This is a genomic window from Stenotrophomonas sp. SY1 (assembly GCF_021202945.1).
GTDB lineage: Bacteria > Pseudomonadota > Gammaproteobacteria > Xanthomonadales > Xanthomonadaceae > Stenotrophomonas.
This window is the reverse complement of the sequence record NZ_JAJOYR010000002.1, coordinates 1-24,119: the sequence shown is the minus strand read 5'-3', so window position 1 is coordinate 24,119 and position 24,119 is coordinate 1. Positions and strand designations below refer to the sequence as shown.

The 24,119-nt window shown below is 65.3% G+C and carries 22 protein-coding genes and 3 tRNA genes; 12 read left to right on the top strand and 13 right to left on the bottom strand.

Annotated features, from left to right (window positions below; all coding sequences use genetic code 11):
* Window positions 1–260 precede the first annotated feature (260 nt).
* From LR961_RS11635 to LR961_RS11590, 10 genes are all read left to right on the top strand, one after another.
* On the top strand, window positions 261–4,181 hold the full coding sequence (locus LR961_RS11635) for a YadA-like family protein (RefSeq protein WP_232149369.1): 3,921 nt from the start codon (window positions 261–263) through the stop codon (window positions 4,179–4,181).
* Between the two features lie 67 nt (window positions 4,182–4,248).
* Entirely contained in the window at window positions 4,249–5,022 is a 774-nt protein-coding gene (locus LR961_RS11630; protein ID WP_232149368.1) for an OmpA family protein, read from the top strand.
* Between the two features lie 405 nt (window positions 5,023–5,427).
* Window positions 5,428–6,021: a DUF998 domain-containing protein gene (locus LR961_RS11625; RefSeq protein WP_232149367.1), complete on the top strand. Its 594-nt coding sequence runs from the start codon at window positions 5,428–5,430 to the stop codon at window positions 6,019–6,021.
* 185 nt (window positions 6,022–6,206) lie between these two features.
* Complete coding sequence (leuS, locus tag LR961_RS11620; protein WP_232149366.1) at window positions 6,207–8,849, top strand: leucine--tRNA ligase; 2,643 nt, start codon at window positions 6,207–6,209, stop codon at window positions 8,847–8,849.
* Between the two features lie 593 nt (window positions 8,850–9,442).
* Complete coding sequence (gene lptE / locus LR961_RS11615) at window positions 9,443–10,024, top strand: LPS assembly lipoprotein LptE (protein ID WP_232149365.1); 582 nt, start codon at window positions 9,443–9,445, stop codon at window positions 10,022–10,024.
* A gap of 25 nt (window positions 10,025–10,049) precedes the next feature.
* On the top strand, window positions 10,050–11,093 hold the full coding sequence (gene holA / locus LR961_RS11610; protein ID WP_232149364.1) for a DNA polymerase III subunit delta: 1,044 nt from the start codon (window positions 10,050–10,052) through the stop codon (window positions 11,091–11,093).
* Complete coding sequence (gene nadD, locus LR961_RS11605) at window positions 11,083–11,799, top strand: nicotinate-nucleotide adenylyltransferase (RefSeq protein WP_232149363.1); 717 nt, start codon at window positions 11,083–11,085, stop codon at window positions 11,797–11,799. The genes holA and nadD overlap by 11 nt, the downstream gene beginning before the upstream one ends.
* Before the next feature lie 67 nt (window positions 11,800–11,866).
* Window positions 11,867–12,280, top strand: coding sequence for a ribosome silencing factor (gene rsfS, locus LR961_RS11600; RefSeq protein ID WP_232149362.1), 414 nt, complete (start codon window positions 11,867–11,869; stop codon window positions 12,278–12,280).
* Window positions 12,281–12,355: 75 nt separating this feature from the next.
* On the top strand, window positions 12,356–12,826 hold the full coding sequence (gene rlmH, locus LR961_RS11595; protein WP_232149361.1) for a 23S rRNA (pseudouridine(1915)-N(3))-methyltransferase RlmH: 471 nt from the start codon (window positions 12,356–12,358) through the stop codon (window positions 12,824–12,826).
* A 24-nt stretch (window positions 12,827–12,850) separates the two neighbouring features.
* Window positions 12,851–12,927 (top strand) — tRNA-Asn (locus tag LR961_RS11590).
* 498 nt (window positions 12,928–13,425) lie between these two features.
* Here the strand turns inward: LR961_RS11590 and LR961_RS11585 are convergent.
* A tRNA-Asn gene (locus LR961_RS11585) sits at window positions 13,426–13,502 on the bottom strand.
* Window positions 13,503–13,564: 62 nt separating this feature from the next.
* The gene (locus tag LR961_RS11580) at window positions 13,565–14,125 is read right to left on the bottom strand and encodes a GspH/FimT family pseudopilin (protein WP_232149360.1); all 561 of its coding nucleotides are present in this window, start codon (window positions 14,123–14,125) and stop codon (window positions 13,565–13,567) included.
* Between the two features lie 155 nt (window positions 14,126–14,280).
* Here LR961_RS11580 and uvrB point away from each other — a divergent pair, with 155 nt between their 5' ends.
* Together uvrB and LR961_RS11570 are read left to right on the top strand one after the other, a co-directional pair.
* Window positions 14,281–16,296: an excinuclease ABC subunit UvrB gene (gene uvrB / locus LR961_RS11575; RefSeq protein ID WP_232149359.1), complete on the top strand. Its 2,016-nt coding sequence runs from the start codon at window positions 14,281–14,283 to the stop codon at window positions 16,294–16,296.
* A 97-nt stretch (window positions 16,297–16,393) separates the two neighbouring features.
* Window positions 16,394–16,468: transfer RNA gene (locus tag LR961_RS11570), tRNA-Val, on the top strand.
* A 1,412-nt stretch (window positions 16,469–17,880) separates the two neighbouring features.
* On the opposite strand, the gene LR961_RS11565 is transcribed toward LR961_RS11570, so the two are convergent.
* The 11 genes from LR961_RS11565 to csrA all read right to left on the bottom strand — a co-directional run bounded on the left by LR961_RS11565 (window position 17,881) and on the right by csrA (window position 24,080).
* A complete protein-coding gene (locus LR961_RS11565; protein WP_232149358.1) occupies window positions 17,881–18,354 on the bottom strand; it encodes a hypothetical protein in 474 nt (157 codons plus the stop codon).
* Window positions 18,351–18,686, bottom strand: coding sequence for a hypothetical protein (locus LR961_RS11560; RefSeq protein ID WP_232149357.1), 336 nt, complete (start codon window positions 18,684–18,686; stop codon window positions 18,351–18,353). Before LR961_RS11560 ends, LR961_RS11565 begins: the two co-directional genes overlap by 4 nt.
* A gap of 108 nt (window positions 18,687–18,794) precedes the next feature.
* Complete coding sequence (locus tag LR961_RS11555; protein WP_232149356.1) at window positions 18,795–19,166, bottom strand: VVA0879 family protein; 372 nt, start codon at window positions 19,164–19,166, stop codon at window positions 18,795–18,797.
* Entirely contained in the window at window positions 19,163–19,792 is a 630-nt protein-coding gene (locus tag LR961_RS11550) for a J domain-containing protein (RefSeq protein WP_232149355.1), read from the bottom strand. Before LR961_RS11550 ends, LR961_RS11555 begins: the two co-directional genes overlap by 4 nt.
* Window positions 19,793–19,967: 175 nt before the next feature.
* The gene (locus LR961_RS11545; RefSeq protein ID WP_232149354.1) at window positions 19,968–21,272 is read right to left on the bottom strand and encodes a hypothetical protein; all 1,305 of its coding nucleotides are present in this window, start codon (window positions 21,270–21,272) and stop codon (window positions 19,968–19,970) included.
* Window positions 21,269–21,820 carry a hypothetical protein gene (locus LR961_RS11540; RefSeq protein WP_232149352.1) on the bottom strand — a complete coding sequence of 184 codons (552 nt, stop codon included), beginning with the start codon at window positions 21,818–21,820 and terminating at the stop codon, window positions 21,269–21,271. Before LR961_RS11540 ends, LR961_RS11545 begins: the two co-directional genes overlap by 4 nt.
* Window positions 21,817–22,068 (bottom strand): hypothetical protein, encoded by a 252-nt coding sequence (locus LR961_RS11535; protein WP_232149350.1) that lies wholly within the window; start codon window positions 22,066–22,068, stop codon window positions 21,817–21,819. The genes LR961_RS11540 and LR961_RS11535 overlap by 4 nt, the downstream gene beginning before the upstream one ends.
* On the bottom strand, window positions 22,052–22,753 hold the full coding sequence (locus LR961_RS11530; RefSeq protein ID WP_232149349.1) for an HNH endonuclease: 702 nt from the start codon (window positions 22,751–22,753) through the stop codon (window positions 22,052–22,054). The genes LR961_RS11535 and LR961_RS11530 overlap by 17 nt, the downstream gene beginning before the upstream one ends.
* On the bottom strand, window positions 22,728–23,159 hold the full coding sequence (locus LR961_RS11525) for a hypothetical protein (protein ID WP_232149348.1): 432 nt from the start codon (window positions 23,157–23,159) through the stop codon (window positions 22,728–22,730). Before LR961_RS11525 ends, LR961_RS11530 begins: the two co-directional genes overlap by 26 nt.
* The gene (locus LR961_RS11520) at window positions 23,152–23,895 is read right to left on the bottom strand and encodes a hypothetical protein (protein WP_232149347.1); all 744 of its coding nucleotides are present in this window, start codon (window positions 23,893–23,895) and stop codon (window positions 23,152–23,154) included. Before LR961_RS11520 ends, LR961_RS11525 begins: the two co-directional genes overlap by 8 nt.
* Window positions 23,892–24,080, bottom strand: a complete 189-nt coding sequence (gene csrA, locus LR961_RS11515) for a carbon storage regulator CsrA (protein ID WP_232149346.1) — start codon at window positions 24,078–24,080, stop codon at window positions 23,892–23,894. Before csrA ends, LR961_RS11520 begins: the two co-directional genes overlap by 4 nt.
* Window positions 24,081–24,119: the final 39 nt, after the last annotated feature.

Genomic DNA, 24,119 nt, shown 5'->3' with positions numbered 1-24,119 from the left:
TTGAAAGCGGCGCGTTTGCGGAAATGCCGAGCGAATGCGGAAGTCCGATCGCCCCTCCGCCGCAGCTGCGTGACGGGCACGTCAAAGGAAATCCACGATTGCCGAATACGTGCATCGGCTTGCCGGTAACGGGTAACGCTTTGCCAATTCGTCCTATGGATGTGCCGGATGCGGGTAATTGCGCGTCGTGGCACGCGGTGTACTGGCCTCACGAAACCAAGACTCGTCCGCGCCCGGATGGATCGAAACGGAGGCTCCTGATGAACCGCATCTACCGACTGGTCTGGAACCACACCCTCAATGCGTTCGTGGTGGGTTCGGAGCTGGCAAGCGCGCACGGCAAACGCACTGGGCCGGCGAAATTGTCGCAGGCCTACAACTGGGCCCTGGCAGGCATCTGTGGCGCCATTGCGCTGGCGATGGCCGGGCCAGCGGCGGCTACCGACGCCAGGCTGGCCGACCTGCAGGACCTGGTGGCCAAGTACAGCAGCACCGACGCGCAGCAGATCGTTGCCAGCGCATTGCCGCCGGTCGATGCCAAGGCATCGCTGGGTGTGTCGGTGAAACTGCCGGCCGTCGCCCAGCTGGATGTTGCCGTTGCAGCGGCGGTCAAGCCGCGCCAGTCCACGCCCGTACCGGCAGTACGTGCGCAGGTCGCAGTGAAGGCCGGCGTTCGGCAAACCCCGACGTCGATGCCGGCGGCAGGGCTGTCAGTGGCGGCTGATGCCCTGTTGACGGCAAAGCCGGCGGCTGCCACTGCGAAGGTGACCGCAGTCGTTGCAGCGCTGCCGCACGGCACACCTGATCTGCTGGGTCTGGGCAACGTGCTGCTGCCGGGCAAGGAAGAAGGCGGCAACCCGTTGCACGGCACGCTGGCTTCCACCGCAGGCGCAGTCAAGGAACTCACCGGCGAGGTGCTTGCCGGCAAGCCGCAGGCAGCGGTGCAGACGCTGGTTTCGCACGTGGACAACACCTTGACCTCGGTCGGCGGGCAGACCGGTGAGGGCCTGCTGGGATTGGGCAATGTGTTGTCGCCGGGCAAGGAGGAGGGCGGCAATGCCCTGCATGACACGCTGGCATCCACCGCAGGGGCGGTGAAGGAACTGACCGGTGAAGTGCTCACCGGCAAGCCCGGCGCCGCCGTGGAAACACTGACTTCGCATCTGACCACCACTGTCGCATCGGTCAGCCAGCACACCGGCGATGGCGTACTCGGCCTGGGTGGCGTGCTGCTGCCGGGCGCGCAGGACGGAAGCAACCCGGTGGCCAGCACGGTGACCGGCACCGTCAAGGCGGTGGAAGAACTGACCGGTGGCGTCGCCAAGGGCACTGGTCTGGGTGGATTGGTCGATGGCCTGGTCAATGGTGTGACGCCGGTGCTGGATGGCGTCGGCGACTTGCTCGGTGGTGTGGTCAAGGGTGTCACCGGCTCGAACACGCTGGGCAATGGCATCAGCGACACGGTGGGCGCATTGGCCGGCGGGCTGAAGGACACGACCGGCGCACTGGCCGAGGGGAATGTCACCGGCACCGTGCAGAACCTGCTGGGCACGGTGGACAACACCGCCAGCACCCTGCTCGACAGCACCGGCAACACGCTCGGTGGCCTTACCGGGTCCAACTCCGGCGTAAAAGGCGTGACCGACCTGCTGGGCGGATTGACCGGCGCGGTCACCGGCGGGCTGTCCAATACGGTCGGCCAGCTCACCGGCACCGCGCCTCCCGTAGCGCCGACGCTGGCACCTCCGCCGAAGACCAACGCCAGCGGCCTGATTGTCGGCACCGGCGGGCTGGTCGGCAGCGTGGACCAGTTGGTTGGCCCGACGCTGGGGTCGGTGCTGGGCGGCAACGGCTATCTGACCGACGGCAACCTGGCATTGAGCAACGCCAACATCGCCCAGGGCTACGCGGTGACCAACCTGCTGGGCGTTCCGCTGGTCAACCTGACCCCGGTAGGCCAGCTGCTGGACGGTGCAGGCAACCTGGCCACCGGCTCCAACTCGCACCTGACCCTGATCGGTGGCGTCACCTCCGACAGCTACATCTACAACATCAACAACGGCGATCCCAATGGCCTGCTGGGTCTGGTGCTGCCGGAAGATGCGCCGGCCTGGGCAAGCACCTGCGCCAACGTGCTGGGTCTGGTGAGCGTGGAGTGCTGGTCGGTGAACGCCGCGCAGGACTACCAGGTGCTGATCGGCGAGGGCGCCTATGCCAACGGCTCGAAGGAAGTGGTGATCGGTTCCAACGCCGAGCACCGCCTGGCCCAGCAGGATGCCAGCGTCGCCTTCCCCGGTGCCGGGCCGAACGACCCCAACAATCCCACCGGCGTTCCCACCGCCGACTACGATGCGCGCCAGGGCCACTCTGTGGTGGTCGGTGACAGCGCCAAGGGCACCGCCAATGCGCAGACCCTGCTCGGTGCCGGCGCCACTTCGGACAAGGCCAACAGTGTGGCGTTGGGTTTCAAATCCAACGCCGAACGTGGCGGCCAGGACAACTACACCGCGTTCGGCTTGACCGCCGCCCAAACCTCCATCGGCGAGGTTGCGGTGGGCTCGGCTGGACGTGAGCGGCAGATCACCCACGTCGCTGCCGGCAGCCAGGACACCGATGCGGTCAACGTCAAGCAACTGCGCGGTGCGCTGGACCAGATCGACGACCTCGGCCTGGCCGCGGTGGTCTATGACGAAGACGCTGCCGGAGTGGTCGACTACACGCGGGTAACGCTGGGCAGTGGCAACGCGCCGTCCGGCACCGTGATCACCAACCTGGCCGCCGGTGCGGTGGCTGCCGGCAGCAGCGATGCGATCAATGGCGGGCAGTTGTTCGGCATGGGCAGCTCGTTGACCACCATCCTGGGTGGCGGCGCGAGCTTCAGCGGTGGCGTGTTCGGCGCGCCGAGCTACCAGATCAACAACATCAACGCGCAGGGTCAGGCATCGCTGCTGGGCTACGCCGATATCGGCGGCGCGTTCTCATCGATCAGCGAATCGCTGTTGAACCTCAGCAAGCTGCCACGCACTGGCCCGGGCGGCAGTGATCCGCTGGCGGTGCTGTACACCGCCGATGGCGCGGGCAACGCCACCAACGAAGTACGGCTGACCGGTGACGGCAGCGGCGCGCCGGTGGCGGTGCGCAACGTCGCCAACGGCAGCGTCGCCAGCGGCAGCCTGGATGCCATCAACGGTGGCCAGCTGGCAGCCACCAATGACGCGGTGGCTTCGGCGATTGGCGGCACCATGCAGTTCAACAGCAGTACCGGGCAATGGTCCGCGGCCAGCTTCAACGTCACCTCGATCAACAGTGCCGGTGCCAGCACCCAGCAGACCTTCGGCAATGTCACCGATGCGCTGGAGGCGATGGATGGTTCCATCGTCAACGTCAACAAGCGCATCGACAACATCCAGAACGGTGGCGCCGGCAATGCCTACTTCGCGGTCAAGTCGACCAAGGCGGCGGCGTCGGCAACCGGGCAGGACAGCCTCGCCGCCGGCCCTGCTGCCACTGCCAGTGGCACCCAGGCCGTGGCCATCGGTGATGGCGCCACGGCGTCGGCCAACGGCAGCGTTGCGTTGGGCGCCGGGTCGGTGGCCAGTCGCGCCAATACCGTCTCGGTGGGCGCGGCAGGGGCCGAACGTCAGATCACCAACGTGGCAGACGGTGCCGAAGCCACCGATGCGGTCAACCTGCGCCAGTTGCAGGCCTCGCAACAGGGCACGGTGCGCTACGACCAGAACACCGACGGCACCACCAACTACGCCAGCGTGACGATGGGCAAGCCCGGCACCAGCACCGTGATCCACAACGTAGCCACCGGCGTGGCGCCGACCGATGCAGTCAACGTTGCACAACTCAACAAAGGCCTGGGGGAGGCGATGGACTGGTCGAAGAACTACACCGATCAACGTTTCAATGACATCGGTCGCGACATCAAGCGGGTGGACGACCGCGCCTCGGCCGGTATCGCCTCGGCGATGGCCATGGCGGGCCTGCCGCAACCGTCTGAAGCCGGCAAGCGCATGGCATCGGTCGCGGCCAGCACCTTCCACGGCGAATCGAGCATGGCGGTGGGCGTGTCCGGTGTGACCGACGGCGGCCGCTGGATCTACAAGCTCAGCGGCTCGGCCAATACCCGCGGCGACGGCGGCGTGACCGTCGGTGCCGGCTTCCAGTGGTGATGACAGACAACGTGCCGGCGCGCCGCGCCGGCACCTGATGGCTGCGCCAACGCGCACGGGGGTAATCATGGACAAGAAATGGCTTGTGCTGGCCTTGCTGGCGACACTTACCGCATGCAGCAGCAAGGGGCAGGTGCGCGAAGACACCCTCCCCGATCCGGCCCGGGCCTATCCGGCCGGCGGCACCTACGTGAACCTGGACAACCTGCGCCAATACGCGCCGGGCATGAACAAGGACCAGTTGCAGACGTTGTTGGGCACGCCGCACTTCAATGAAGGCCTGTGGGGCGTGCGCGAGTGGAATTACCTGTTCAACTTCCGACGCAGCGTCGGCGCGGCGCCCATCCAATGCCAGTTCCAGGTGCGGTTCAACGCGGACGGTAGCTCCAGTGGCCAGGCCTGGAAGCCGGAAAGCTGCGCGGCATTGCTGGAGCCGCCGCCGGCACCGGCGCCGCCAGCGCCCCCGGCAGCTGCGGCACCGCTGCGCATTTCCGCCGATGCCTTGTTCGCCTTCGACAGCGCCACCTTGGCCGAAGGTGGCAGGGCCAGGCTTGCCGAGGTGGTGAGCGGCCTCGGGCCGAGGGTGAACGACGTGAATCTGGTGGTCATCGGCTATACCGACCGCATCGGCAGTGATGCCTACAACCGGACACTGTCGCAACGACGTGCCGACGCGGTGCGCGAATACCTGGTCCAGCAGGGCGTGCCAGCCAACGCCATCCGTGCCGAAGGACGTGGCAACACCGAGCCGTTGGTGGATTGCAGTGGGTCCAGTGGCACTGCCCTGATCAGCTGCCTGGCCCCGAACCGGCGCGTGGAGATTTCCGGCATCGGCGGGTAAGGATTCTGACGGACTGCTGTTCCCTCACGCTGGCTCCTGCGGCGAAAGAGAGGGAGCGGGGCGAACGCAACGCGCCTCCCTGACGCCGCAATGGCCGCTCCGCTCCCTCCCTTTCGCCGCAGGCCGAAACACCCGCCGCCTCCTTCCCCGGGCGGGTCGCAGCATCCAGCCCCTCCCGTTCGCCGCAGGCGAATGGCAGTGCCAGTGAGGGGCGACGCCTCCTTTCCTGATGGGTCACGGCATCCAGTCCCTCCCTTTCGTCGCAGGCGAAGGGGAGGGCGGGGGAGCGGTAACGCGGGCTCCACCGCCAGGCAGTGCACCCGCGCATCACGCCGGTCACAATGACGCCGGTTAGCCGGGGCATGTCAGCGTCGGCCAGAAACGCAAAGGTGTGCGGTGTCGAAAATGAAGATGTTGGCCTGGACCGGTCCCTTGGCGGCGGTCATCTGGATTGCAGCCGTGGTGGTGTTTGGCACACGGCTGGAGGGCTATGACCAGTTGCGCCATCCGGTGTCACTGCTTGGCGCGCGTGGCGTGCCCGATGGTGAGCTGTTCAGTGCACTGGGCTTCGTGTTGCCTGGCCTGCTGGCCGGTGCGGCGGCGTTGGACCTGATCCTGCGCATGCCCGCCAACGCTCCGCGCACGTTGCGCATTGCCGGGCAGATGCTGCTGCTGGCGGCGGTTGCCTTCGTGGCGATGGGCGGCCTGCCGCTGGACGTGGAGGACATTGAGAACCAGGCCAGCCAGTTCCACGCCAGCGCCTGGCTGTTGTGGCTGGTGGCCTTCACCGCCGGCGCCGTTGCGCTGCGCCTTGGCGCGGCCAAGGCAGCTGCATGGCGGCCCTTGGCAACCCTGGCGGTAGCCTGCGCGCTGTGGAGCGTGTGCAGCGCGTTCCTGTTCGAGATCGCGATGCCGGCGGCGATGGCGCAGCGCCTGGCCTTCCTCGGTTGGCTGGTCTGGTTGCTGGGAGCATGGCGGCTGGCGCCACCGCGCGGCTGAGCCGCAGGCGCGGGGAATCGGCTGAAGTGCCAGTGTTCTGCGGTATTTCGGGAATTCGGTGAGTTCCCGAAACTCCCATCAGATCAACTACCTGCGGTTTTCCGCTGACCGGGCAGGGGGGTCCGATTGGAGTGCCATGATGCACTGCGGTACCCTTTGCGGCTTTGCCGTTGCCCAGCGTTGCCATGTCCAGCGTCGAACCCACTATGTACGATCCCCAGCAGGTTGAATCCGCCGCCCAGAAATTCTGGGAGGACACGCGCGCCTTCGAGGTCACCGAGACCTCGGACAAGCCCAAGTACTACTGCCTGTCGATGCTTCCGTACCCGTCCGGTGCGCTGCACATGGGCCACGTGCGCAACTACACCATCGGCGACGTCATCAGCCGCTACAAGCGCATGACCGGCCACAACGTGCTGCAGCCGATGGGCTGGGATGCGTTCGGCCTGCCCGCCGAAAACGCCGCGATCAAGAACAGGACCGCGCCGGCCAAGTGGACCTACGCCAACATCGACCACATGCGTGGCCAGTTCAAGGCGATGGGCTATGCGATCGACTGGTCGCGCGAGTTCGCCACCTGCACGCCTGAGTACTACGTGCATGAACAGCGCATGTTCACCCGGCTGATGCGCAAGGGCCTGGCTTACCGCCGCAATTCGGTGGTGAACTGGGACCCGGTGGACAACACCGTATTGGCCAACGAGCAGGTCATCGACGGCCGCGGCTGGCGCTCCGGCGCATTGGTCGAGAAGCGTGAGATCCCGCAGTGGTTCCTGCGCATCACCGACTACGCCCAGGAACTGCTGGACGGCCTGGACGAACTGCCGGGCTGGCCGGATTCGGTCAAGACCATGCAGCGCAACTGGATCGGCCGCTCCGAAGGCCTGGAAATCCAGTTCGACGTGCGTGACGTGGATGGCGCCGCGCTGGACCCGCTGCGCGTGTTCACCACCCGCCCGGACACGGTGATGGGCGTGAGCTTTGTCTCCATTGCTGGTGAACACCCGCTGGCCCTGCACGCAGCCAAGAGCAACCCGGCGCTGGCCGCGCTGCTGGCTGAATTGAAGCAGGGCGGTGTGTCCGAGGCTGAACTGGAAACCCAGGAAAAGCGCGGCATGGACACCGGCCTGAAGGCCGTCCATCCGGTCAGTGGCGAGCAGGTGCCGATCTGGGTCGCCAACTTCGTGCTGATGGGCTACGGCACCGGCGCGGTGATGGCCGTTCCCGGCCACGACCAGCGCGATTTCGAGTTCGCCACCAAGTACAACCTGCCCAAGAAGCAGGTCATCGCGCTGAAGAACCCGAAGAACGACGACGAGCGCACTTACGACGCCAACCGTTGGCAGGACTGGTACACCGACAAGAGCCGCGAGACCGAGCTAGTCAATTCGGCCGAGTTCGACGGCCTGGATTTCCAGGGTGCCTTCGAGGCACTGGCCGAGCGCTTCGAGCGCAAGGGCCAGGGCCAGCGCCGCATCAATTACCGCCTGCGCGACTGGGGCGTGAGCCGTCAGCGTTATTGGGGCTGCCCGATCCCGGTGATCTACTGCGACAAGTGCGGCGCGGTGCCGGTGCCGGAAGACCAGCTGCCGGTGATCCTGCCCGAGAACGTCGAGCTCAACGGTACCGGTTCGCCGATCAAGGCTGATCTGGAATGGCGCAAGACCACCTGCCCGGACTGCGGCGGCGCGGCCGAGCGTGAAACCGACACCTTCGACACCTTCATGGAGTCGAGCTGGTACTACGCGCGCTACACCTCGCCGGGTGCCCGCGACGCGGTGGACAAGCGCGGCAACTACTGGCTGCCGGTGGATCAGTACATCGGTGGCATCGAGCACGCCATCCTGCACCTGATGTATTTCCGTTTCTTCCACAAGCTGCTGCGTGACGCACGCATGGTGGAAAGCAACGAGCCGGCGCAGAACCTGCTGTGCCAGGGCATGGTCATCGCCGAAACCTTCTACCGCCAGAACAGCGACGGTTCCAAGGATTGGTTCAACCCGGCCGATGTGGACACCGTGCGTGACGAGCGTGGCCGCATCGTCGGCGCGACGCTGCGCAGCGACGGCCAGCCGGTGGTGATCGGCGGCACCGAGAAGATGTCCAAGTCCAAGAACAACGGCGTCGATCCGCAGGCGATGGTGGCCAAGTACGGCGCCGACACCGTGCGCCTGTTCTCGATGTTCGCCGCACCGCCGGAACAGTCGCTGGAATGGAACGAAGCCGGCGTCGACGGCATGGCGCGCTTCCTGCGTCGCCTGTGGACGATGGTGCAGAAGCACGCCGACGGCGGTGCTGCGCCGGCACTGGACGTGGCAGCACTGACCGCCGAGCAGAAGGCCGTGCGTCGCAAGACCCACGAAACAATCGGCAAGGTCAGCGATGACTTTGGCCGTCGTCACGCCTTCAACACCGCCATCGCCGCGGTGATGGAGCTGCTCAACGCACTGGCCAAGTTCGACGATGCCAGCGAGCAGGGCCGTGCGGTGCGCCAGGAGGCGTTGCAGGCCACGGTGCTGCTGCTGAATCCGATCACCCCACACGCCTGTCACGCCATGTGGCAGCTGCTGGGCAATGGCGAGACGCTGCTGGAAGACCAGCCGTTCCCGCAGGCCGACGCTGCCGCATTGGTGAAGGACGCCCTGACCCTGGCCGTGCAGGTCAACGGCAAGCTGCGTGGCACGATCGACGTGGCCGCCGATGCTTCGCGCGAGCTGATTGAAGCCACTGCCAAGGACGAGCCGAACACGGCCAAGTTCCTGGACGGCCTGACCATCCGCAAGGTCATCATCGTCCCGGGCAAAATCGTCAACATCGTGGCGGCGTAACGCCTCCGGATGGTAGGAACCAAGGCACGCCCCGCTCGCGGGGCGTGCTTTTTTGTTTGGCGCCTGCAATTCCCACGCAAGCCGACCGTGGGTTTTTCGTGGCCCGCACTAGAATCGCAGCGTCCCATCTCCGCCAGTGGCCGTGCTGTCGCTACTACGGCAAGCGGGCAGTGTTGTTCCCATCCCTCGCAAGCGGACTGGGCTTTCCCGTTCTCCAACAAGCGGGCCGCGCCGTCCCTTTCCGGGCGAGCAGGCCGAGCTCCCCCTTCTCCCGCGAGCGGGCCGAGCTTTTCCCTTCTTCCGCAAGCGGACTGAGCTTTCCCTTCTCCCGCAAGCGGAACGAGCTTCCCCTTCTCCCGCAAGCGGACTGAGCTTTCCCTTCTCCCGCAAGCGGGAGAAGGTGCCCGGAGGGCGGATGAGGGCGCTCCTGTTCTTGCCTTGCAGCTCCAGCGCCAGTCGCTAGGCAACGCAAGGTTCCAGCGATCGCATGCGTCGCCGACAACGCACGGTTTCATCCCCGCTCACATCCGATGCGCGATGATGCCGAGCCGTTTTCTATTGCCGCTCCCGGCCGGCTCCGCCAGACTGTGCCAATGACCCGATACCTGATCGCCTTGATCCTCGCTGCCGGCCTGACCGGCTGTGGCTTCCATCTGCGCAACAAGCTCGCCCTGCCTGCGGACATGCCGGCGGTGAAAGTGGAATCGACAGTGCGTTACAGCGAGCTGGTGAAGCTGCTCAACCGGGGCCTGCGCTCCTCCGGCGCCACTGTCGTCGGCGAGGATGGCACTCCGGGCCAGGGCAAGGACGATCCGGCGCTTGCGCGCCTGCAGATCCGCTCCGAGCGCTGGGGCGACCTGCCGATCGCCATCGACGGCCAGGGCCGCGCGCAGGAGTACAGCCTGCGCTACGCCGTGGTGTTCTCCTTCCTCAAGCCAGATGGCAGCGCGCTGGTGCCGGAGCAGGCGGTCGAACTGTCACGCGATTACGTCTCGCCGCCCGAAGACGCCACCGGCACCACCACCGAGCGCGAGATCCTGGCCGATGAACTGCGCCGGGAAATGGCAGCCTCGATCCTGCGCCGCATCGACAGCGTGGTCCGCGCCGATCTGGAAAAGCAGAAGCTGGCCCCGCCGCAGGCGCCGCCCGTGCAGGGCGCAGGCGACGTTGACTGATCGCGCCCCGCAGGCTGCCTGAGCCATGGAACTGCGCCCGGAACAATTGATCAGCCAGATCGGTGGCCAGGCGCTTGCGCCGGTCTACCTGATTGCCGGCCCCGAGTTGCTGCGGGTGATCGAAGCAGCCGATGCGGTGCGAGCCAAGGCCCGCGCCGACGGCATCGGCGAACGCGAAGTGTTTGACGCGGACGGCCGCGATTTCGACTGGGGCCAACTGGCGTCCAGCTTCAATGCGCCCAGCCTGTTCAGCGCCAGGCGCCTGGTCGAGCTGCGCCTGCCCAGCGGCAAGCCGGGCAAGGAAGGCGCCGAGGTCATCAGTGATTTCTGCGCACGTCCGGCTGACGATGTGGTGCTGCTGATCACCGCAGGCGAGTGGAGCAAGGCACACCAGGGCAAATGGGCCGAAGCGGTGAGCAAGGTCGGTGTGCTGTCGGTGGCCTGGGCGATCAAGCCGCATGAGCTGGGTGACTGGATCGAACGCCGCCTGCGCGCGAAAGGCCTGCGCGCCGAGCCGGCTGCGGTGCAACGCCTGAGTGAGCGCGTGGAAGGCAATCTGCTCGCCGCCGCGCAGGAAATCGACAAGCTGGCGCTGCTCGCCGACGGCCAGTCGCTGGACGTGGCAAAAATGGAATCGCTGGTGGCCGATGCCGCCCGCTATGACGTGTTCCGCCTCAGCGAAGCCGCCTTCTCCGGGCAGCCGCAGGCGGTACTGCGGATGCTGGCCGGGCTGCGCGCTGAAGGCGAAGCGGTGGCCGCGCTGATGCCGATCCTGATCCGTGAGCTGCTGCTGACTGCCGGGCTGTCCCGGGTCCAGGCCAGTGGCGGCAATCTGGCTGGCGAAATGAAGGCCAAGGGCATCTGGGAGTCGCGCCAGGCGCCGTTCAAGCGTGCCTTGCAGCGGCATCCTGATCCGCGCCGCTGGGAGCGCTTCGTCGCTGAGGCCTCGCAGGTGGATCGCATGGCCAAAGGCCGTGCCGACGGCGATCCGTGGCTGGGTCTGGAGCGGCTGCTGATAGCCTTGTCCGAGGCCCAGGCGGTGCGCCTGCTGGTGCGCGGTGCGCGCTGAGGCGGCGCCGCAGCCGGCGCCGGTCCGGCAGCGCCAGGTCAACACCAATTCGCTGCTGCTGTTCTACGGCGGCACCTTCGACCCGATCCACAACGGCCACTTGGCGATCGCGCACAGCGCGGCCCGTGAGCTGAATGTGCCGGTGCGGCTGATGCCGGCAGCCGATCCACCGCATCGCCCGCCGCCGGGCGCCGACGCGCTGCAACGGGCCGCCATGCTCGAACTGGCGGTGGCCGGCGATCCGGATTTCATCATCGACCTGCGCGAACTGCGGCGTGCCGAGCAGCATCCGGGGGTGCCGTCGTGGACCGTGGATACCCTGCGCGAGATCCGCGAGGACGTCGGCATGGGCCAGCCGCTGGCACTGCTGATGGGCGCCGACAGCCTGCTTGGCCTGCCCGGTTGGCACGAGTGGGAGCATCTGCTCGACCTGGCCCACATCGTGGTGGCCGACCGCTCCGGCAACGCCCTGGACGGCCAGCTGCCCGAGCCGCTGGCCCAACGCCTGCACGGGGCCTGGGCAGGTTCTGCCGAAGAATTGCTGGAAACTGCTGCCGGGCGGGTCTGGTGCCTGCATCAACCGCTGCATGCCGGCTCGGCGACCGCCGTGCGTGAACAGATTGCCGGGGGCGGACAGTGGCAGTCGCTGGTGCCCGGGGCGGTAGCTGACTACATCCAAGCCAACGGGCTGTACATCAGCCGTTGACCGTCGTGAATGCCGCTTGCCGCCGGGTTCTCTATAATCGACCCCTTATTCATCGAGTTCTGCCGTTTTGACCTCCGAAGCCCAAGTCATCAAGACCCAATTGCCCAGCCCGCCGCCGTCCGTTCCGGCCCTGCTGGCGTCCGTTCACGCCGCGCTGGAAGAGATCAAGGCCAAGGACGCGGTGGAGATCGACGTTCGCGGCAAGTCCAGCGTCGCCGACTTCATGGTCGTCGTTTCCGGTACCTCCACCCGCCACGTGAAATCCATTGGTGATGAAGTGGTGCGCTTTGCCAAGAACCTGGGCGTCATGCCGCTGGGTGTGGAGGGCGAGCGCGAAGCGGAGTGGGTGCTGGTGGATCTGGGCGATGTGATCGTCCACGTCATGCTGCCGCGCGTGCGCGAGTTCTATGCGCTGGAGCGCCTGTGGACGGTGGGTGACCAGCCGCCGCAAGCCTATGAGGATGACCAGGACGATCGCTGATCGTTTCCTGCAACATGCTTCGCGACGGCGCCGCAGGGCGCCGTCTTCGTTTCAACGCCCGCTGGAGGCCGTGACATGAAAGCCAGGTTGATCGCTACCGGCGAGCGTGCCCCTTCCTGGGTGGCACAGGGCTTTGCCGAGTACCAGAAGCGCTTGTCGCACTGGTTGCCGCTGGAGTTGGTGGAAATCGAACCTGGCCTGCGCGGCAAGGGCCGTGATCCCAAGCGCGCCATCGAAGATGAAGGCAGGCGCGTGTTGGCGGCGCTGCCGAAAAATCCGTACGTGGTGGCGCTGGATGTGCCGGGGCGGCAACTCAGTTCGGAGCAGTTGGCGCAGCGTCTGGAGCATTGGCGTTCGCAGGGGCGCGATCTTGCATTCCTGATCGGCGGCCCGGAAGGGCATGCAGCAGAAGTGTCTGCGGTTGCCGATGAAAAGTGGTCGATCGGCCCGCTGACCTTGCCGCACATGCTGGTGCGGTTGGTTGTGGCCGAGCAGTTGTATCGCGCAGCGGCAATGTTGGCCAATCACCCCTACCATCGCGCGTAACATGCGTATAGAATGCGCCTCCCCGCCCGAATAGCTCAGCCGGTTAGAGCACTTGACTGTTAATCAGGGGGTCGTTGGTTCGAGTCCAACTTCGGGCGCCAGATACTGAAAAAGCCGCGAGCAATCGCGGCTTTTTCTTTGCCCGGCGTTTGTGGTGCCGCAGCCTGTTGTAGGAGCGGCTTCAGCCGCGAAGCTGATGATTCCGGGCGATGCCGGAAGTGCACGCAATTGCAGAATGCACGACGGCGATTGCGCATCGGCCCGATGGCTCACGAGGCCTCCACATCAGCAGCGTCGTTATCGCGCCTCAACAATCTGGGCTGCAGCGCCAATGACCCACGTTGCATTGGCATCGCATATGTCGGGATTTCATCCCGGCCTGCCAATTGCGGGCTTCGGCAGGCATGGAATTGCATTGCATGGATCGAAACATTGCGGAGAGACCTGGCCGCCATGGCGATTGCAATCGCCGGTATCCGTGCCCAGTGGACACATCCCCAGCTTCGCGGCTGAAGCCGCTCCTACGAATGCCCGTGGACTCGCGAACTGCGGGCAACAAAAAAGCCTGCGATTGCTCGCAGGCTTTTTTGTTGAATGCTTGGCGCCCGAAGTTGGACTCGAACCAACGACCCCCTGATTAACAGTCAAGTGCTCTAACCGGCTGAGCTATTCGGGCGGGGAGGCGCATTCTAATCGTCCTGAGCGAGGTGCGCAACACTTGCGCGGCGGGTTTTCGCATCATCCGGGGCAGCGCCGTGCCGCCGCGGGCCGTTGGCTGCGTACGCGTCCGGCGTTGTTGACGATGATCTGCGAGAGCAGGGTGCCGTCCTGATTGCAGATGGAAATGGTGAGGTTGGAGCCGGCGCTGCGCCCGTCGGGCAGGTAACGGACGCCGGATCGGCCACGGGTGCCGACCAGGCGCAGGTGCCGGGATGCGGGCCCGGTTTCGGCGCGGAGGACGTCGCTGGCGCGGTCGGGCGCCCGGTTGCCATCGCGATCCAGGAACAGCAGCCAGCCTATGTTCCAGTCGCTGCCGCGTGCGCATCGCCGGCCATCAAGCGAAGGGCACAGTACCGTCGTGTTCCCGTGGGTTACCGCAGCCATGCGTGCCAGGTTCAGATGGCGGATCAACACGTGCTCGGCGGCGATCGCGCGATGCCGTTCCAGCAAGGCTTTCAACGACGGTGCGGCGATGGCCGACAGTAACGCCAATACGGCGAGGCAGGTGATCAGTTCGACCAGGGTGATGCCGCCGTTGTGCGCGGGAGCAGAGGGGCGGGACGTGGCGGCATCGGGCATCGCGCGACCTGTGGCGGGGAGGACCGGCCATGGTTGCCAGCGGCGATGGCGCCGGGCAGCCGGTTGCGCACCTGACTGAACGTGGGGTTGTGCCTTGCCCGATCGTCATCCCGTGGCTGGCTATACTCGACAGTCCACGCGCGCCAGTACCCGACATGTCCGACAGCTTCCAGCTTGTATCGCCGTACTCGCCAGCCGGTGACCAGCCCGCCGCCATCGACAAGCTGGTGGCAAACTTCGAGGCCGGCATCGCCAAGCAGACGCTGCTCGGGGTGACCGGCTCGGGCAAGACCTACACCATCGCCAACGTCGTGCAGCAGGTGCAGCGGCCGACGCTGGTGATGGCGCCGAACAAGACCCTGGCCGCGCAGTTGTACGGCGAGTTCAAGGCGTTCTTCCCGCACAACGCGGTGGAGTACTTCGTCAGCTACTACGATTACTACCAGCCCGAGGCCTATGTGCCGTCGTCGGATACCTTCATCGAGAAGGACAGTTCGATCAACGAGCACATCGAGCAGATGAGACTGGCGGCGACCAAAACGTTGCTGTCGCGACCGGATGCGATCGTGGTGGCGACGGTGTCGGCGATCTATGGCCTGGGCGCGCCGGAAGACTATCTGTCGCTGCGCCTGATCCTGTCCAAGGGCGAGCGCATCGATCAGCGCGACCTGATCAAGCATCTCACCCAGTTGCAATACACGCGCAACGAGTACGAACTGCATCGCGGCACCTTCCGTGTGCGCGGCGAGGTGATCGATGTGTTTCCCGCCGAACTGGACAGCGAAGCGGTGCGTATCGAACTGTTCGATGGTGAGATCGAACAGTTGAGCATGTTTGATCCGCTCACCGGCGAAAGCCTGCGCAGGATGCAGCGTTATACGATCTACCCCAAGACCCACTACGCAACCACGCGCGAGCGGGTGCTGGCCGCCGTGGAGACGATCAAGGTCGAACTGAAGGAACGGCTGGAGCAGCTGTACGCGCAGAACAAGCTGGTCGAGGCGCAGCGCTTGGCCCAGCGCACCCAGTACGACCTGGAGATGATGGCCGAGGTGGGCTACTGCAACGGCATCGAAAACTATTCGCGGCACCTCACCGGCAAGGGCCCGGGCGAGCCGCCGCCGACCTTGTTCGATTACCTGCCGGCCGATGCCTTGCTGGTCATCGACGAATCGCACGTCACCATTCCGCAGATCGGTGCGATGTACAAGGGCGACCGCTCGCGCAAGGAAACGCTGGTGGAGTTCGGTTTCCGCCTGCCGTCGGCGCTGGACAACCGCCCCCTGCGTTTCGAGGAATGGGAGGCACGCTCGCCACGCAGCATCTACGTGTCGGCAACGCCTGGTCCGTACGAACTGCGTGAGTCGGGCGAGGAGATCACCGAACTGGTCGTGCGCCCGACCGGCCTGATCGACCCGCAGGTGGAGATCCGCCCGGTCGGCACCCAGGTTGATGACCTGATGTCCGAGTGCAATGCGCGGATCAAGATGGGCGACCGTGTGCTGGTCACCACGCTGACCAAGCGCATGGCCGAGAACCTGACCGAGTACCTGGGCGAGCACGGCATCCGCGTGCGTTACCTGCATTCGGACATCGATACGGTGGAGCGCGTGGAGATCATCCGCGATCTGCGCCTGGGCAAGTTCGATGTGCTGGTCGGCATCAACCTGCTGCGCGAAGGCCTGGACATGCCGGAGGTGTCGCTGGTGGCGATTCTGGACGCGGACAAGGAAGGCTTCCTGCGCTCGACCGGTTCGTTGATCCAGACCATTGGTCGCGCCGCCCGCAACGTGCGCGGCAAGGCGATCCTGTATGCCGACAAGATGACCCGCTCGATGCAGGCGGCCATCGACGAAACCGACCGTCGCCGGCAGAAGCAGGTGGAGTACAACGAGGCGCATGGCATCGTGCCCAAATCGGTGGCCCGGCCCATCGTCGATATTCTCGAGGGCGCCTATGACGACGGCTCGGCCAAATCCGCCGCCAAGGGCAAGGGCCGCCGCGTGGCCGAGCCGGAACCGGACTTCCTGCCGCTGGACCCGGCCAAGCTCGGCGCCCGTATCAAGGAGCTGGAGCAGCAGATGTACCAGCACGCGCGCGATCTGGAGTTCGAGGATGCCGCCCGGGTGCGCGACCAGATTCACCGGCTGAAGGAGGCCAATCTGGGCTGAGCGGGTCAATGTGAAGATTTTTTCAAAAATCTATTGTCCTACCCGGTTTCGTTGGTTAAGATACGCGCCCTCGCAACGAACAAATTGTTGCTGAGAAGGGCGGTTAGCTCAGCGGTAGAGCACTACCTTGACATGGTAGGGGTCACAGGTTCGAACCCTGTACCGCCCACCACTTGAAACCTCGCAGTAGCAACGGTTTCGGTGGACGCAGTATCAGCAATGCCAGCTTGTTGTGTCATCGCACTGGCATCGCGCATCCTCGGCACTTCTGCCGACAACTCCAACATCCAATCATCAAGCGCTTTCTTCGCGCCGGCGAGGTACTCCGGATCGAACTTGGCGTAGTTCTCTGTGGTCGGCGAGCTCTCGCCTTTCTTGTGGCCCATCTGGCCGCTCACGTCCCAGCCCTTTACGCCGCGACGACGCAGCTCGGTACCGACGGTGTGGCGCATGATTTTCGGAATGAACCATACCGGCAGGGCTGCGTCTTTGCGGAGCTTCCGCCACGTCGTGCGCACGCTGCTGACCTTCTTGCCATGCCAGTTCACGTAGTGCGTCGCCTTCGGCAGCGTGGCCAGGTACGCAGCAAGGAACTCGGTCAGCGGCACGATGGGCCGGAACTTCTTCGTCTGCTGTCGACCCGCGGGATTGAGGTTGATCAGCCCCATGTGTGCGTCGACCTGGAACGGCTGTAGATCGAGGGTGGCATCGCCGCGGCAGCCGGTGTTCAACCGGATCATGCAGTAGGTGAACACGTGCTCGGGCATGTCCTGGTTGAGGAAGCGCACCAGCTGCTCGCGTTTGGCGTAGTGGGGATAGCCCGCGCCAATCGGCGGCAGGCGCACGAATGGCACGCGGGTGATCTCCTGGTCTTCCCAAGCAAGGTTCAGTGCAGCCTTGCCCACGCCGAGCACACGGCGTGCATAGGATTCCGTCCAGCCCTTTACCACCACCATCCATTTCAAGAACGCGCGCTGCCGGGCCGGCAGCAGGGTATCGACCGTGTCGTCGGTGAAGTATTCGGCCCAGACGTCCGTGGCGCGCCTTGCGGTGTCCGCGCTGGCCAGGTGCTGGCCGTGCCGCAGGTAGTAGCGCTCGATGACGTCGGCGATGCCAGCATCTGCCGGCAGCGCGTCCCGCACCTCGGCGTGCTCCAGGATCAGCTTCCGGGCTGTCTGCTTGGCCTGCCCAAGATCTGCGCTGCGCGTAGAGCGCCGGACTGGCCGCCCGTTCTCCCGCCACTCGAGGTAGAGCAGCGGTGAGCCGTCGCGTCGGACGATGGCGTATTCATCGGTGATTCGGTAGACGATGCGGTCCGGGTCACCGGCCCGTTTAGATTTTGCGTCAACAGCCATTCAAGATCTTCCAATGTGTATTTAGGGGTGCCGCACAGGTCGCGCCAACGGATCTGGCCCGCCTTGCGGAGACGCTGCAGCGTCCGCACTGACACACCGAGCCAAATGGCCACCTGCTCCTCTGAATAGAGCGCAGGCAGCGGGCTGGGCGATGCCAGTTGGGTAGGGGACGCGGGCAGCACGTTGGCGCCCTCGTTCACCCTCGGCAACCCTCGAGATTGCGCAGTGCTCATCGCAGGCCTGCGCTCCTGAGATCACGGACTAAGCGGGTGGCAATCTGGCGGCCAATTTGGCGCGCCACAGCTTCGGCTGGCGCGTTTAGCAACGCTGCTGACGAAATTGCGTAGGCCGCCTTCCCACCTGCCAAGCGCACCAGGAAGTGAAGGAAGTTTGTCTGGTGGGTGCTGTCGACGATGCAGTCGAAGGTCATCGCACGCACTTCGACCGCGTCACCTGATGGTCCCGGCAGGCGGGCCCGGTCCAGTTCGTAGAGGCGCCAGATCTCGCCGGCGAGCATCTGCGGTGGAAGTCCCATGAAGTGTGGGCCCAGCGCCTCCCGGACGTCGTCCAGCTGGCACCGAAGCTGGGCGGCATTGATCTCTGCGCGCCTGGTACGTTGATCGAGCACCACAGCTTGGGCCTCGAGCTGTGCGACTTGTTCGCGCGCCCGCCGGCGCTGGTTCCGGCCGTAACGTCTGCTCACTCTTCACTCTCCTGCGGGCGGGCGGCGGCCAAGGCAGCCTGCATATGCGGCCGCGCCTCGTCCAAGTACGCCTCCGACCACCTGTATCCCCGGGGGTCAATCTCGGTTGAAACCGGATAGGCGCAACCGACCATCATGCGGAGCACTTCTCCTGGCACCAGCACGAACCCCTCCGGCGCGGCGCGCAGGGCGGCGGTGATGGCGCGGAGCGCTTCATCTTCGGCGTATGTCGTGGCTTTTTTCGGGTCTCGAATCCACGCCGCTGCTTTGTGAAATCCATCCCGATCAATCTCCGCAGCCAGCAACTCCCTGGCGCGCTGCTGGTCATCCATTGCGCACCGCCCTGAACATCCGGTGCCACTTGCACACCGTCGCGCCCTGACGCGTGCCGCTCCAGCCTTGCCGATACGCGGCGCGCGCCATCTTCATGTGCCGAAGCTTCATTCCGACACCCCCGCGCCGTGGATGATTGCGCGTGCCTGGTCAGGCGTGGCCACTTCAAAGTGCGGATGGGCCTTTCCGTCTTCGGTGACCACCTCGAGCTCATGGAGCGCGAACAGGCCGCCCAAAGTCCAGTTGCACGGAGCCCCATCGGGCTGGGCGCGCGCGCTGCCGGCACCGGTGAATCGGCCGACACAAGAGAAGCCAAGGTACTTTTCGACGGAGGCAAGGTCAGCGCCGGCACCCGCGGTAATGAGGCTGCGTGCTGACTGCACCGTCGCGCACCGTGGGCAGATGAAGGCGATGTCTTCGCGATCAACGTTTTGGGCGTCGATCGCCGCCCGGAACTCAGAAACGGCTAGGGTTTTCAAGCGCATGCCTCCTGTTGGTAGTCTTCCCACGCGCGCTGCACGCGCTCGAACTTATCGCGATCGCCACCGTTGTCGGGGTGGTGTTGGGAACGCAGGCGGCGGTAGCTGCCCAGCGGATCCGCAGCGTCGAGTACGTTCGCCCACGGTTCGCGAGTGGCACCCGGAAGGGCGGTGAAGCCGGTGAAGGCGCGCTCGAGGATCTCGGCACCGCCATGACGTTCGATTGCCCGCATTGCTTCCAGCGTCGCGGCCACGGCGGCCAGGTTGTCGGCCACGCGGTCGTAGCGGTCGATTGCCATGCAGCGCGGCGGTTCTCCGCGGCTGAAGCGATCCGACCAGTACACCGCCGCACCCGGGTCTCTGGGTTCGCGCTGGCCCGAACGTGGCCAGCCATCCAGGCGCAGCTCGAGGTTGGTGCTGACAACCAGGTCATCGTCGTGAATGCCCATCATCTGCAGCTGGGTGCGCACGCGCTCGAGGGCCTGCGCGATGGTCAGCTCGGTTTTGGTGTTCCAGCTGCCCTGGGTGCTGCGGACGCGCTTGCCGAACTTGGCATTGGCGCGGTCGCCGGCTGGTGTGCGCCGCCAGCCAACCGGCCATGCGAGGGGGAATGCAGGAATCGACATTATTCGCCTCCCGCGCCGTTGTTCACGGGCATCTGCTTTCGCTGTTCGGAGCGGATTTGCATCACGTAGAACAAGTCAGCCAAGCATTCAATTGAGTCGATAATTTCCGCCGCCACAACAGTCCCGTCGGGCGTCTCAATGCAGTGGGTAATCGGGTTGTATGTTTCCCATCTGCTCACGACTTCACCTCGGCGCCGGTGGCCAGCTTGGCAACGCGAACGATCCCGAACCCGCGAACGTGCAATTCGCGCAGCAGTGACAGGCCGTGATCGATGGAGTCACCGCCCGGGTGAGCAAGGCGGGCACAGTCGCCCAACGCGCTCGCGCCAAGGTTCCCCGGCTGATTCTGGTAGGTCCACGGGTAGCTGCGGAGGCCATTGTCTGCGTCGATATGGTCACGCGTTGGAGCATCGCTGCCGCCCTTGGGGCTGGCGTCGGCCAGCGGGGCAGAGAGCACACGACGAAGCGCCCATCGTGCTTTTGCGGCAGCCTCCATCACCTCCCCGGGTCTGTCATCGGGAAGTTCGTCCAGGGTGTCGAGCGCCTTCCCGACTGCAGCGAACTCACTGCGCTCTATGGTCAGGCTCTCGCCGTTGTCCTCTCCGTTGTCTGCGGCATTCCACGCCGCGTAGGCCAGCGCCAACAGAGCCTCAATCACATCAACTTCGGCTGTCGTCAGGTCGAGCCCCGGCGCTGCGGGGGAGGGACCGGGTAGCGGGGTGTCGAAGTGCAGCGCGTTCTTCGATTCTTGCTTTGCGCGGATCTTCGCCATCACCGCCGGCTGGTTGATACGCGCCAGCTCGACATCGCCAGCGGAGTGCATGTCCAGGCCTGCGACCCAGCAGTACGCGGCGAGCGTGACCATGACGCCGCCAACCTCCTGTGCCGGCTGGCCAATCGGGCGCCCAAACACGTAATTCACCAGCGTGGGCACGCGTGCCCGGTCGTACCCATGAGCCTGCAACAGCTCCAGCACTTCCTCGAGCAGGCGGTCTCCGCGCTCGGTCATGTTGCTGTAGAGCGAGGGGAAGAAGCACTCGGCCATCCAGGCGCCCACGCTGTCCTGGAAGGACGGCGCGGCATCCGTGTGCTCAATGATGGTACCGACAGGGTCTCGGTCTGCGGGCCAATTGGCTGCCAGTGAGGCGCCAGCCGCGGGCACCAGGAACACCGGCGCGACACGCCAGCCGAGTTCCTCCATACGGGCCTCATAGGTGCCGGTGTAGCCCTGACCACAGGCCTTGGCCATCACCGCGCGCGCGATGTCGTTGGGCGTCCCCGAGTAGCCACAGGCGACGGTACCGAACTCGTCGGTATCGGCCACGACCACATGGGTGATGTGCTTGGAAGCGGCGTTCAGGCGTTGCCACATGGCCACCTCGGTTTCCATCGCCGGTCGGCAGCTGTCGTTGGCGAACACCAGAACGTCGACGCCGGACCGGTTCTCGATGGTGAACCCCAGATTCGACGGGCCGTTCACGACCCCACCTCGGCGCTGGTGGCCTGCATCTGCTGCACGTGCCACATGGCTTCGCGGATCAGCGGGACTGGCCGCTGATCTGGGCTGTACTGAAGGTCATCCAGTGCATTGGAGAGGTGGGCCAGAGCAGCGCAGGCATGATCGATCCCCGGCGCTGCGGCGACGGTGGCAACAGTTTCCATTTCGGCAACGGTTGCGGCGACGGCGGGTCGGCATTCGTTGGCGTGTTTCGGGCAGGGGTAGCGTAGGGAGCCGTCGCCACTGGGGCATGTGCATGCGACGTCGGGTGCGGCAATCACTTCCCCGGGGGCATAGAACGGACCAGCAATCTGGACGGTCCGATTGAAGTGTTCTGGGTCAAGTTGGCTATCGAGCTGCAGTGACCACAGGCCATCTGCGTTGAACACCAGCGGCACGGTGAAGCCCGGGCGCGCGCTGTCGCTGGCCAGATAGATCCCTTGGCGCTGCAGCATGGTGCGCACCGCGGGCAGAAGCAGGTCGATGGTTTCGGCCTGTCCGAGCAGAATGGGGTTGCGAGGCGTGTTCATTGGCGGCGTCCAGGAAGGGCGGGGTTTTGCGGCGCTTCCACTGCGACAGTGGTGCGGCCGACTTCGTGGTGGAGCTCAATTGCATCCAGCTCGACCTTGACCGCGCCGATGTAGGTGTTGGCCACCAAGGACGTTGCCTTAGCACGCTCGATGGTCAGAGCCATCTTTTCGGGCGACGCGGTGTCGTCGCCCAAGTTCTCAAGCATCGCGACCAGGTGGTCGCGGACATCACTAACTTTGTTCTTCATCGCGCTGCTCCTTATTGCGGCGATTGATGGCTCGGGTAAGGCGGGCCTTGAGCATCACGAGCTCGGCCAGATCCTTCGGGTATCTGGTGTGGTAGCTGTTGCGGCGCATGTTCTCGGCGAACGTCACGACCTCGAGCCGGTCGACGGTGATTTCGGCGGAAACAAAGGTCTTCATGCCGGGCTTGAAGATCACGATGTGTCCTTCCGGTACCGCGCCGTTTGCTGCCTCCCATGCCATGACGTGGACCGGGCGCCAGCGATTCGCTGGGAAGAGATTCGGATCGTCGGTCACCTTGCGCATCAGTACCTTTCGCTTGGGCTCGATTTTCTCGGTGCCGATTGGCACGTAGTTGCGTGCCTCATGTGCTGCACGGCCTTTCTTGAACTGGGTTTCCTTCATGCGCCCCGCGTGCCATCCGGGGCGCCGCAAACCCTTATTGACCGGTACCTGCCCAGGTTGGAAGCGCGCGGCGACGCTCTCCGGGGCCTGCGTTCCGTTCCAAAGGTGTGCCAGTGGGTGCTGGTTGAACTGCGGCGATTTCGACAGGCGCAAAGTCTTGGCGCGCCGATGCACGGAACCGAGCGTGCGCCCCAGCACGTGGGCAACGAGGAACGCAGGGAAGAGGGGATAGTTGAGCCGCATGGTCTCGTCCTCGTCCTCAGTCCACGGAGCGCGGTGCTTCATTGCGCCTCCAGGCATAGGCAGGCGGCTCGTCGAGCAGCCAGATATGACGAACGTTGGCCACGTCGACGAGATCGCGCGCTGCAGGGAAGATCTCCACGGCGTAGCGCTCGGCGTATCCGGCTTGCGCCTTGAGGTTCTGGATCTCGTCCCACGTGATGCCGTCGGCCCAGCGGCCGTTGCCCAGCATGCGCAGGCGATTGATCGACAGGCGCGTCGGTGCGCCGTCCACCACGTATTGCTGCACCAGGAAGCTGCGGCTACGCCAGACACGCTCGGGCGGGGCCTTGAGCGCGATCGCGCTGGGTGGCCACAGATGCGTGGGGATCTCGACGAGTTGCTCCGGCAGGGCACGATGCTGCGCCGTCAAGGCTCGACGCTCAGTCCTGTTGAGGCGGCGCTCAGTCACGGCGCACCTCGCGAACTTGGATCACCCCCTGCTCGCTGACGTCGGCTTCCACGTGCATGTCAGGACTGTTGGCAAGATCGATTCCGACCCATGCGGTCCCCTTCAACGTTGCCTTGGCCAGCGCCTCGCTAAGCACGCGGATGTGCGACTGCGAGGCCGCGTCCAGGGTGTCGGGGTGCATCCATGCTTCCGCAGTGGCCGTGACGTCGTGCAGGCCCTGATACAACGCCGACTGGTTGTCGATGCCGGCGGCCACAAGGGCGAAACGCAGGTCCTGCAGGCGGAAGCTCAGGGCCGTGCGCTGCTGGTAGCGGAGCAAGGTCTCGGCGCGCAGGATCCGCGCGGCATTGCGGAGCTCGGCGACCGTTGCATCCGGCGAATCGACAACCTTGAGTGCCTGGTCGATCTCTTCGGTGGACGCCTCCCACACGACTGGCTGCAGGCGTGGGTGAAGGGCGAGGCAGTCATCGTCGGGGTCCAGGATGTTGCTGACCAGGATGCTGTGCATGCCGCCGGCAACGCGAAACAGGCCGCCGCCGGCACCTGCGGTGGCGGCGATCACGTGGTCATAGAGTTCGCGCAGATGCCCAGTATCATCCGCGTCGAAGAAGTCGGCTTCGCCGGGGTGTTGGTCCTTGTGCAGGCCTTCGATGAGCGCCGCGATCTTCATCGCGCTATCAACGTCTTCGTGGGTGGCCTTGGCCATGCGCACGGTGTGAGTGGTCTTCCCGCTCATACGTTCGCAGCCTCCTGCCGCTTGGCCAGCTCAACCGGTTCGAGCAGCTCCTGGCGGGCGACGTTCACTTCGCGCGGTGCGGTGATGCCAATGCGGACCTGGTTGCCTTTGATGCCCAGGACGGTGACGACGACGTTGTCGCCGATATACAGGGTTTCGCTTTCACGACGGGTGAGGACGAGCATGTGGATCTCCTGTTTCCTTGGAGCCCGGCCGCACGCTGC

Coding starts and splice junctions, on each gene's coding strand:
- LR961_RS11635 (WP_232149369.1), top strand. CDS start 261: ATGAACCGCATCTACCGACTGGTCTGGAACCACACCCTCAATGCGTTC.
- LR961_RS11630 (WP_232149368.1), top strand. CDS start 4,249: ATGGACAAGAAATGGCTTGTGCTGGCCTTGCTGGCGACACTTACCGCA.
- LR961_RS11625 (WP_232149367.1), top strand. CDS start 5,428: ATGAAGATGTTGGCCTGGACCGGTCCCTTGGCGGCGGTCATCTGGATT.
- leuS (WP_232149366.1), top strand. CDS start 6,207: ATGTCCAGCGTCGAACCCACTATGTACGATCCCCAGCAGGTTGAATCC.
- lptE (WP_232149365.1), top strand. CDS start 9,443: ATGACCCGATACCTGATCGCCTTGATCCTCGCTGCCGGCCTGACCGGC.
- holA (WP_232149364.1), top strand. CDS start 10,050: ATGGAACTGCGCCCGGAACAATTGATCAGCCAGATCGGTGGCCAGGCG.
- rlmH (WP_232149361.1), top strand. CDS start 12,356: ATGAAAGCCAGGTTGATCGCTACCGGCGAGCGTGCCCCTTCCTGGGTG.
- LR961_RS11580 (WP_232149360.1), bottom strand. CDS start 14,125: ATGCCCGATGCCGCCACGTCCCGCCCCTCTGCTCCCGCGCACAACGGC.
- uvrB (WP_232149359.1), top strand. CDS start 14,281: ATGTCCGACAGCTTCCAGCTTGTATCGCCGTACTCGCCAGCCGGTGAC.
- LR961_RS11560 (WP_232149357.1), bottom strand. CDS start 18,686: ATGGATGACCAGCAGCGCGCCAGGGAGTTGCTGGCTGCGGAGATTGAT.
- LR961_RS11550 (WP_232149355.1), bottom strand. CDS start 19,792: ATGTCGATTCCTGCATTCCCCCTCGCATGGCCGGTTGGCTGGCGGCGC.
- LR961_RS11540 (WP_232149352.1), bottom strand. CDS start 21,820: ATGAACACGCCTCGCAACCCCATTCTGCTCGGACAGGCCGAAACCATC.
- LR961_RS11535 (WP_232149350.1), bottom strand. CDS start 22,068: ATGAAGAACAAAGTTAGTGATGTCCGCGACCACCTGGTCGCGATGCTT.
- LR961_RS11530 (WP_232149349.1), bottom strand. CDS start 22,753: ATGAAGCACCGCGCTCCGTGGACTGAGGACGAGGACGAGACCATGCGG.
- LR961_RS11520 (WP_232149347.1), bottom strand. CDS start 23,895: ATGAGCGGGAAGACCACTCACACCGTGCGCATGGCCAAGGCCACCCAC.
- csrA (WP_232149346.1), bottom strand. CDS start 24,080: ATGCTCGTCCTCACCCGTCGTGAAAGCGAAACCCTGTATATCGGCGAC.